The organism is Shewanella sp. GutCb (assembly GCF_002836135.1).
Lineage (GTDB): Bacteria > Pseudomonadota > Gammaproteobacteria > Enterobacterales > Shewanellaceae > Shewanella.
In genome coordinates, this window is record NZ_PJBL01000015.1 from 67,521 (window position 1) to 77,054 (window position 9,534).

The 9,534-nt window shown below is 43.3% G+C and carries 6 protein-coding genes; all 6 read right to left on the reverse strand.

The window, feature by feature from the left end; all coding sequences use genetic code 11:
- Positions 1 to 4 precede the first annotated feature (4 nt).
- Positions 5 to 718: a transglutaminase-like cysteine peptidase gene (locus tag CXF86_RS08510; protein WP_101089394.1), complete on the reverse strand. Its 714-nt coding sequence runs from the start codon at positions 716 to 718 to the stop codon at positions 5 to 7.
- A gap of 18 nt (positions 719 to 736) precedes the next feature.
- Positions 737 to 1,342 (reverse strand): OmpA family protein, encoded by a 606-nt coding sequence (locus CXF86_RS08515; RefSeq protein ID WP_101089393.1) that lies wholly within the window; start codon positions 1,340 to 1,342, stop codon positions 737 to 739.
- A complete protein-coding gene (locus CXF86_RS08520) occupies positions 1,339 to 2,754 on the reverse strand; it encodes a TolC family outer membrane protein (protein WP_101089392.1) in 1,416 nt (471 codons plus the stop codon). The genes CXF86_RS08515 and CXF86_RS08520 overlap by 4 nt, the downstream gene beginning before the upstream one ends.
- A gap of 32 nt (positions 2,755 to 2,786) precedes the next feature.
- Positions 2,787 to 4,169, reverse strand: coding sequence for an HlyD family type I secretion periplasmic adaptor subunit (locus tag CXF86_RS08525; RefSeq protein ID WP_101089391.1), 1,383 nt, complete (start codon positions 4,167 to 4,169; stop codon positions 2,787 to 2,789).
- Positions 4,166 to 6,343 (reverse strand): type I secretion system permease/ATPase, encoded by a 2,178-nt coding sequence (locus tag CXF86_RS08530; RefSeq protein WP_101089390.1) that lies wholly within the window; start codon positions 6,341 to 6,343, stop codon positions 4,166 to 4,168. The genes CXF86_RS08525 and CXF86_RS08530 overlap by 4 nt, the downstream gene beginning before the upstream one ends.
- 94 nt (positions 6,344 to 6,437) lie before the next feature.
- Positions 6,438 to 9,534: type I secretion C-terminal target domain-containing protein (locus CXF86_RS08535; RefSeq protein WP_145992380.1), on the reverse strand; the 3,097-nt coding region annotated here is incomplete at its 5' end.

Genomic DNA, 9,534 nt, shown 5'->3' on the forward strand with positions numbered 1-9,534 from the left:
TTAACTACTCCAGTTTTAGTTTAGGTTGTTTGAGTCGCTCAACACCTAAACGTTGTTTTAGGTCATTCCACTTCGCAAGTTTCGATGATGATCCTGCTAGAACGCCTCGTCCTTTTTCTTTATTTAGCCACAATTGTCGACCGTTAAAACTGTATACCGGGATTAGATCCTTGCGCTGCGTTGCTGGTTTTATGGATTTATCAAGGTTATCTAAAACGAGGGGGATGGAAGAGGGAGTTTCATAGTAGGCAAGCACCATATGGTATTGGTTTACGCTGGTTGCCTTAACCATAGTAATGCGTAATTTATCTTCTGAAACACCAAGTTGGAGCAACGTGAAATACTTTGCGATAGAAAAATCTTCGCAATCCCCGCCGCTAACGCCAATAAACTCCATTGGCGTAGCCCAATAATTCTTATTTCCCCAAAGTTTTATATCTTCGACAAAATGAAAGAGGTTAAAAAAATTATTAACCATCAATATTTTATCGCTATCTTGTAATTCCCTCGCTTCGTCAAGAATTTTAAACCAAGCTCTAATACGTTTACCCGCCCGCTCTCCATATTGAGATTCTATTGTTTGGGTAATATGTGCAGAGTCTAGTTGTGGTACTGGATTTGCGTCTAGATAAAGAGAAGACACAGACAAAGCCAATACCGCCAATTTGAATTGACAGACTTTTTTTAATTTTTTTAATTTATAAAGCCTGTCATTCATACTGCGCTAGCTCGTCTCCTAATTAACAACTTCATCTACGGTATATATATGCCATTTCATATCGGCAGTGGTGTCATCACCAGTGAGTTCCGCTATTACTCGGCGATTCACTTTATGCGCAGCAGCGGTATGAGTCGGATCGATTGGGCGATCAAAACTATATCCTACAGCACTTAAACGAGATGATTCAATATCAAAGCGCTCGCTTAGCAATGCACTTACGGCATTCGCTCTGTTTTGCGATAGTTCTTGGTTATGATCATGAGATCCCGTTTTACTACAATGGCCCTCAATAACCGCTTGTGTATTGGGAAACTTTTGCATAAAACTGGCAATGATTTCTACTTGGGTATAGTAAACCGGATCGATGTAGTAAGAGTCATTGGCAAACAAAATCTTTAACTCTTGACGTTCATTGATGGGTTTGATTTTACCACAACCATAGTTATCGATAGTTGCCCCGAGCTCTGTTTCTGTGCAACGCTCTCTTGCTACGATGACACCGTCATGATCGATATCATTTAAATCGTAAACCTGCTTAGTCGGCGTGTCCATTGATACAGTATCACGCATTGAACAGCCACCTAATATGGCTAAACTCAATATTATAATTAAGGTTTTCATTGCGGTACTCCTCCTTCGTAATCTCGTTCACCTTGCCATACATCTGGGCGAGTCACTCTTAATGAATCAAGTAATTGCCCTGTCGCATTGAGAATGCGGTATTGCGACACTATTTGGTCATATTCAGAGACTAAATAATCCTTTCTTGCTTCAAATAATTCATTTTCGGTATCGAGCAAATCCAGTAATGTACGTTGACCTAAATTGAACTGTTGGCTATAGGCTACTTGCGTGTCTTTAGCTGCAATAACGTGGTCACGAATATACATTTTTTGCGGTGTTAATAGCTCATATGCATTCCAAGCTAAGTTAACCCCTTCAACGACTTGTCTATGCGCACGTTGACGGATCTCTTTGGCTTCACCTATTTTATAGGCTGCTTCTTTTTCTCGGGCCAAATCACGGCCACCCGCAAATAGGTTGTACTTAACTCTGATCATGGCAACGAGATCGTTACTATGGCCACCAACATTGTTACTTGATAACAATGAGTAACCGTCTTCACCGTCAAGATCGTTATTCCAATTACCATCAAGCTCTAAGGTAAACTTAGGGTAATAATTTGATTGAGCCGAATCTTTTTCATTCTCAGCGGCATGAATGTCACTTGAGGCTGATTTAAGGATCGGGTGATTATCTTGCGCCATCATCACACTGGTGCTGAGGTCGCTTGGTAACATATCGGCATCAGGCACTGGAACGATCATATCTTCAGGCTCTTGCTCCACAATGCGAACGAACTGTGATCTGGCATCATAGAAATTATTGCGAGCAGAAATCACATTGGCATTCGCACGTGCTAAACGGCCGGTGATTTGAGATAGATCTGCCGTTGAGCTTAATCCTGAATCGGTTCTTTGTTTAATCTGATCATATATATCTTTATGGCTTTCGAGGTTTTTCTCAGCCAAGGTGAGCACTTGTTCACTGCGGATGTAGTTGGTGTATACCTTAACCACATCAAGCGCCATATCTTCGGCTGCCGCAAATAATGCCCATTGCTCTGCACTGGCTTCAAAGCTATATCTATCAACTTCGCTGCTGGTATAAAAACCGTCAAATAGCATTTGTTTAATACTAAAACCGGCTTCACCTCGTTCTAGCTCAATAACACCGTCATCATCGACGTCACCTTGGCCTGCACGGCGACGAGTCGATGGGCTGTTAGTTTGCTCCCATCCGTAACCACCAGAAATATCGACGGTAGGCATGTAACCTGCAACAGCTTGGTTAACTTGCTCTTCTCGTGCTTTAAAGCGATTAAATGCGATCCGTATTTCAGGATTTGTATCTAATGTGTGCGCTACTGCTTGCTCTAACGTTTGGCTATAAGCCGACGCGGGCAATATTAGTGCGCCAACGGCGAGTGCAATGGCACTACGTCTTACCTGCCGCATTATGCTGCTGTCCATGTTAACCCCTCCAGGTCGTTTTTTATAAGGCTTCAACGCTCTCTGAGCGCCGTATCTTTAGCCCGTAATATTGGATTAAGTATGTACTCTAAAACAGATCTCTGCCCAGTAATCACATCAACCGAGGTTAACATCCCTGGTATGATAGGCATTTCCGTGCCATCGTCCTTTGTTAAGCTAGAAAACTCCGTTCTAACTTTTACAATATAGAAACTATTGCCCTCTTCATCTTGTGTAGTATCAGCACTAATATGCTCTACAACCCCATTTAACCCACCATATCGAGTGAAGTCATAAGCGGTGATTTTGACTACTGCCGGAAGGCCCGGATGTAAGAATGCGATGTCTTTGGGGATAATCTTGGTTTCAATAAGCAGCTTGTCTTCTGAAGGAACAATTTCAATAATATCAACGCCAGGCTGTACAACACCGCCGAGCGTATTAATGTGAATCGTTTTAATGGTGCCGTTAACAGGGGAGGTGATTTCAGCTTTACTGACTTTGTCTTGTGCGCCAACTTGTGCTTCATTCATACGCGACAGCTTGGTTTGCATCTCATTTAACTGAGCCCGAGTATCCGCAGCAAAAATAAGCACAGTTTCTCTGCGCTTCAAAATGGCCTCATCCATGGTTGACTTCACTTTTGGGCGTAATAACCGTAATGAAGACAGCTCTCCTTGAATGTCGTTTACGACTCGCTGCAGCTTGAGCAGTTCAACTTCGGGAACAATCCCTTTATCTGCTAGTGGCCTCGTCAGCTCTAGTTCTCTAGAGACTAATTGGAAGCTTGTTGTGAGTGTTCTGATTTTAGAGGCTAACTCTTGGATCTCTTGATTTCGTTGTTGGATCTGTCTTGCTTGGATCTCGAGCTGGTTACTCAGGTTATCAATCCGACCTTGGTACTCTTCTCGTTGTCTCTTAGTGAGCTCCGGCTCATTATCTTCTAATAACTCAGGAAAAATTAGCACATGAGGTTGTATTTTTACTTGCTCTCTCCAGTCAGTGCCGATATTAGAAATAGTGATACTGTTCAACTCGGTTTTTAAACGGATGACATTGGATAGTAAACTATTAACCTCTTGCTCTTGCTGGGCAAAGTCAGATTTAAAGCGTGTTGCATCAATGCGTGCAAGTGCTTGTCCCTTGGTCACCATAAAGCCTTCTTGCACGTACATATCTTGCAATATGCCGCCATCTAAGCTCTGTATTATCTGGATTTGAGAAGAGGGAATGACTTTTCCCATTCCTGTCGTGACTTGATCCAACTCAGCAAAGTAGGCCCAAATCAAAAATGTGACGGCGAGCGATGCAAGCGCCCATATGGTTAATCGATGGCTGGTCGGTGCATCGGCCATCATGGCGCCATAAACATCGTCAACCATGTCTAAGTCTTGTGAAGTTAAATGCTTACTCATTTATTTACCGCTCCTGCAAGCAAGCCTTCATTTAGCTTTTTAAGTACATCAGCTTTAGCACCGTCGGCAACAATGTGGCCACGGTCTAATACGATAATGCGGTCAACCAAATTCAATAAGTGCATTTTGTGGGTAATAAGCAATAGCGTTCGGTCTTTACTGACATTGTGCATAGCTTGAATAAACTGTTTTTCAGCTCTAGCATCTAAACTGGCCGTTGGTTCATCCATTAATAATACCGGGGGATCGTTCAGCGTTGCTCGTGCTAATGCAATGGTCTGTCGTTGACCACGAGAAAGCTCTCTGCCTCCTTCACCCACTTGTTGATCGAGCCCTTCGGATTCTAGATTAGTAAACAAGTTAACCCCTGATAACTGTACGGCCCTAATCAGCTGATGTTCGGTTACTTGTCGTGTTCCAAAGAGGATGTTGTCGCGAATGGTGCCGTGAAACAAAGTAATATCTTGCGGTAAATAACCGAAGTTACGTCGTAGATCACTTGGGTGTATTTGAGCTGAATCTAGGCCGTCGTATGTGAGACTGCCCTTGCTAGGCTGAAAAAGTCCAACCAGCACTTTAGCGAGAGTACTTTTACCTGAACCATTACGGCCTATTATTGCAATCCGTTCGCCAGGTTCAATTTTTATTGATAATGGATGAAGTATTGGCCGTTCTGAATTTGGATAGCTAAATGCTAAGTGGTCCGCACTAATTTGGCCTTGTAATCGCTGTCTGCTAACGAGATGACCTTTGTTTTCAAACTCACTCTCTTGAGCCATGATTTCATTAAGTTGACGCAGTGCACTGGCAGTTTGGTTGCCTCGTGTCATTAATCCTGCTAACTGCGCCATAGGGGATATTGCGCGACTGGATAAGATCACGGCTGCAATGATGCCACCCATAGAGATTAGATTGTCTGCTACACGATAGACACCTAATATTACGACGAAAATAACAGAAGTCTGCACCACGAATGTCGCGACATTCGTGACTGAAGTTGAAATCTTTTTAGATTTTAACTGCCAGCTAGCGGTATGCCCGATCATCTGTTGCCAACTTTTTTGAACTAAGCCTTCGGCACCACTTGATTTGATAGACTCTAGTGATGAAAGTGACTCGATAAGATGACCATGTTTTAAGCCTGAGAATTTATTACTTTCTTCTATTGCCGCTTTTAGTTTTGGCTGCATAATCAAGGTGTAAGCAATAATTATAAAACTACCGACCAATGGAATAAGCGCAAGATCACCTGCGACTAGGTAGATAATGGTCAAAAAGAATAGCGCAAAGGGCAGATCGACTAATGTGGTAATGGTGGCAGAGGTGAGAATATCTCGAATACTGTCAAATTCTCCGAGTTGCTTGGCCATACCGCCCACACTTGGCGAACGTTTTTCTAATGGAATCCCGACGGCCTTTGCGAACAGTTGCGAGGAGACGATAATATCGACTTTCTTACCCGCGACATCGATTAAGTAACTGCGTAACTGACGCATTACCAAGTCAAAGATATAAGCTATGCCCGCACCTATCGCTAATACCCATAAAGAATTAAATGCTAAGTTAGGCACGACTTTGTCGTATACATTCATAATAAATAGTGGCGACACCAGTGCGAATAAGTTGACTAATACTGATGCGATTAAGGCGTCACGATAAATTGGGGCAGAGTCTTTAAGTGTCTGTAATAGCCAGTGAGATTTGTTCTCGTGAAGGTGGACATCAAAGCCCATATCGCCACGATACTCCTGTTTAACAAGAAACAAGTAGCCCACATAAAGCGCTTCGAGCTCTTCAATTGACAGCGTTTCTTCACCGCCGGTTTCAGGTAACTGGATAATCGCTTTATCGTGCTCAACATCTAGCTCTCGAAGTAGGCAGGCTTTTTTATCTTTCAGCAGCAAAATACACGGCAGTAAAATTGGCGTTATTTCATTGAGTCCCTTACGGGATAGCTTAGCTGCTAAACCTGCTCGGCTGGCTGCTTGAGGCAGTAGCTCTGGTGTTAGGACATGCCCTTGCATAGGCAGGCCTGCCGCCAGAGAGTCGCTGGAGCAAGGGCTACCGAAGTATTCAGTAAGTAAAACTAAACTGTCTAGCAATGGATCAACAATAACGCGCTGAGATGCTGAAATGGTCCATTGCTCAGTTTTCTTAGAAGCTGAAACTGTCACCTTGGGGACTTATCCTTAAGATTTTATTATGTATTGTTTGTTAGTATCGGTCATGATGGCCTATTTATCCACAGGCCATCATCCCACTAAGTGCTTAAGGTATGATCGTGAAACCTTGTGCCCAGAGTTCTTCATTTAGCGAGTCAGGCATATTGACAGCTGCTGGGGCTGCAGAGTCACCAGTAGAGGTACCTACAATTAATGGGCCCTCACCATTGCTGCCTAACAGCCCTGTAATTATTTGGGCCTCACTCGAGCCGAACTCGGTAAATAGGTCAACACCGTCGAGCACGATATGTTGATCGAAAACTCCATCGTTGTTGGTATCGATATTGATTGAGGTACTCCCGTTTTCATCAGTAAAGCTGATGTACTGCGAAAGTTCATTGACCGTATCTCCTTGAAGAATATCACTTAGGTCAAGCTTATCTCCCAACAGGCTAAAGTCGGTAATGTGGTCGGTAGTCTCTGTACCGTCGACGGAGTTAGCACTCCAAACAAAGGTATCTTCTCCATCGCCGCCGGTCATGGTGTCATCGCCCAAGCCACCAATCATTGTGTCGTCTCCGAGGCCACCAATTAAAGTATCGTTACCGCCTTGGCCGAAGAGAATATCGTTTCCTTCATCACCATTGAGAGTATCGTTACCATCATTGACATCAGCAATATCAAATTCATCAACATGAGTTGAAATATAACTATGAATATCTTGCAGTGAAATATTGCCCGTTTCTACCCCGGTTTTGGATGAGATATAATTTTGCAGTGCGGTAAAACCTTGGCCGCTAATGTTATCCAGTTGAACTAAGTCTCCAAAGATAATGTCGTTACCTTCACCGCCAAAGGAGTCATCTTGACCTTGGTTTAGCAATACTTCAGTGCCTAAGATTACGCTGGCTAAATCGCTTACGTCGACAGCTGCTTGAACATTGCCGTCGGTATCATATAGTTCTAAGACATTTGTGGTAACGCCATTACCAATACCGATAGCGTTAACAATAGAAACTGCATTGAGGAGGCTAAATTGGTGTAGGGCTGAATTACTATTATTGTCTTGATAAGACAATTTACGACCGTTTATTGCTAGCTCACCAATACTGTCGTGGGTATCTGTGTAGACTGAATACACGTTACCACTCGTATCCACTAGGACTTTTCCGTTGAGCATAACTTCATCGCCGTAACTGTATGAGTTAGCCGCGAGCACTTCACTTAAGGTCATAAAGTCGCCAGTTTGGCTATCATAACTCACATAAAGCGTGTCTATTTTATTATTTGTGTGAGTTCCTGGTCGACCATCTGTAATGAAGAAGGTTTGATTAGTCGCACCGTTCCCCGCAATTCCCGCGCTATCAAACCATTCAATAACACTCTCAAATGAAGCCTCATAATTAGTGTTGCCACCATCAGTGGATACGTTAGCCAAAGCGGCGAATAGCTGATCGAGTGCTGTCTGGGTGTCTCCGTTTGACAAGTCGACGGAAATATTGGTTTTTGTGCTTGAATCAAAATCGATGAAGAGTACATTAACAGTCCCCGCTTGCTCACCACTGGCACTGTTAAATAAAGTGTCAAATACACTGGCTAATTGCAGTTTTGCTTCTGCAATATCACTACTCATACTGCCAGAGGAATCAAGAATAAAGGCTAAGTTATAGTCTTCACCTGGAACAATCTGTAAGCCTGTTGTATCACTGACTATTATGTCGTGGTCGTCACCGCCTTGGATGTCATTGTCACCGTCAGTACCAGATACGAAGCCATAATCTCTAATGACAGTCAGAGGTTTCACAGCGAAATGACCCTCGACATTATCACCGTCCCCATCAGTAGCAACAACATTGAAGTCTATCTGACCATCAGATGGATCTTGAATACCTTGGTATTGATAGAATTCCCATTGACCAGTACTCGGGGTGAACTCTACTTTAAAGATCAGTTCACCAGAGGCTGTTTGTCCCAATAAGGTATTTTCTGATTGAGTGATCAAAATTGCCTCACCACTTGTGGTGAATAAAGCATTTTCATCAGTACCAGTAAAGGCTAATGAGCCCATTCCGTCGGCACCCCAATCAGTGTCAATTTCCCCTGATGCATAGCTGACTGCTTGTGCATCGGTTCCAAGAAACTCAATAGACTTTACTGTAATGTCACTGTTATCAGCGTGCGCTGCATTAAAGCCATTATCGGTGGCTTTGATAACTATTTGATCAAACCCACCCTGTAAAACTTCGAATACATTAGCATAATTGCCATCTGCCGCATCAGAGCTAAATGCTTGTGTCGCAATGAGCTGACCATCTCTATAAAACTCAACAACGCCCACTTCAAGCTCACCACCAAACATGTTGGCAAACTCAATTTTAACACCATAGGCAACGGTGCCAGGGTCTAGAGTGATGACAATTTCTTCTGATGCTTCAGTACCATCTGCGAACTTTCGAAAATCTACTTCGTTGCTTATATTGTGGTAAGGAGCAGCAACACTACTAACACCAATGCCGCTATTGCTTCCATTGACATTTGCATCAATCAGTGTGGAGTCCGTTGAGGAAGTGAAGCCCCTGGCGGTTATAGTGAACCCATCAAAATCCAAAGAATTAGAATTACCGTTTTGATTTGTTAGAGAGAAATCACCGATGAGGCTATCTGGTATATCTATCTCAGTAACAACTTCAGCTACTGAATCGGTAATTTCTGGTGCATCATCTTCAACTGTGACATTGAAACTTCCATTGGCGATAGAACCATTGCCATCATCAACAACAATGCCAAAGTCGAGTGAAAGATTATCTTCACTCGTTGTATCAGTGTGATCGACAGGAGCGAGCAAAGTGACATTATAACTCCAATCACCAGGAGTATTGCCTGTAGGGCCTGTAAGCACGACAGACATTACTGCTTGGTATGACGAAGTACCTGCAATGCCGATAAATCCAGTTAATGTATCTGTACCATCCCATGACCATTGAACCGTTTCGCCACCAGAAGTGATACCTGCGGGACCGCTCAGAGCAACCGTTAATGCATCACTATCAGCATCTTCAATGCTGATAGTACCGCTAGCTGTAATAGCATCGGTAGTATCTGTATTACCAGTATCATCGACAAGACCATCGGTGAGGCCCTCTTCTGAGACTCGGATATTGGTGGTTGTGGTGATCGTTGATGCGTCGTTGGTACCCGTAATG

Coding starts and splice junctions, on each gene's coding strand:
- CXF86_RS08515 (WP_101089393.1), bottom strand. CDS start 1,342: ATGAAAACCTTAATTATAATATTGAGTTTAGCCATATTAGGTGGCTGT.
- CXF86_RS08520 (WP_101089392.1), bottom strand. CDS start 2,754: ATGGACAGCAGCATAATGCGGCAGGTAAGACGTAGTGCCATTGCACTC.
- CXF86_RS08525 (WP_101089391.1), bottom strand. CDS start 4,169: ATGAGTAAGCATTTAACTTCACAAGACTTAGACATGGTTGACGATGTT.
- CXF86_RS08510 (WP_101089394.1), bottom strand. CDS start 718: ATGAATGACAGGCTTTATAAATTAAAAAAATTAAAAAAAGTCTGTCAA.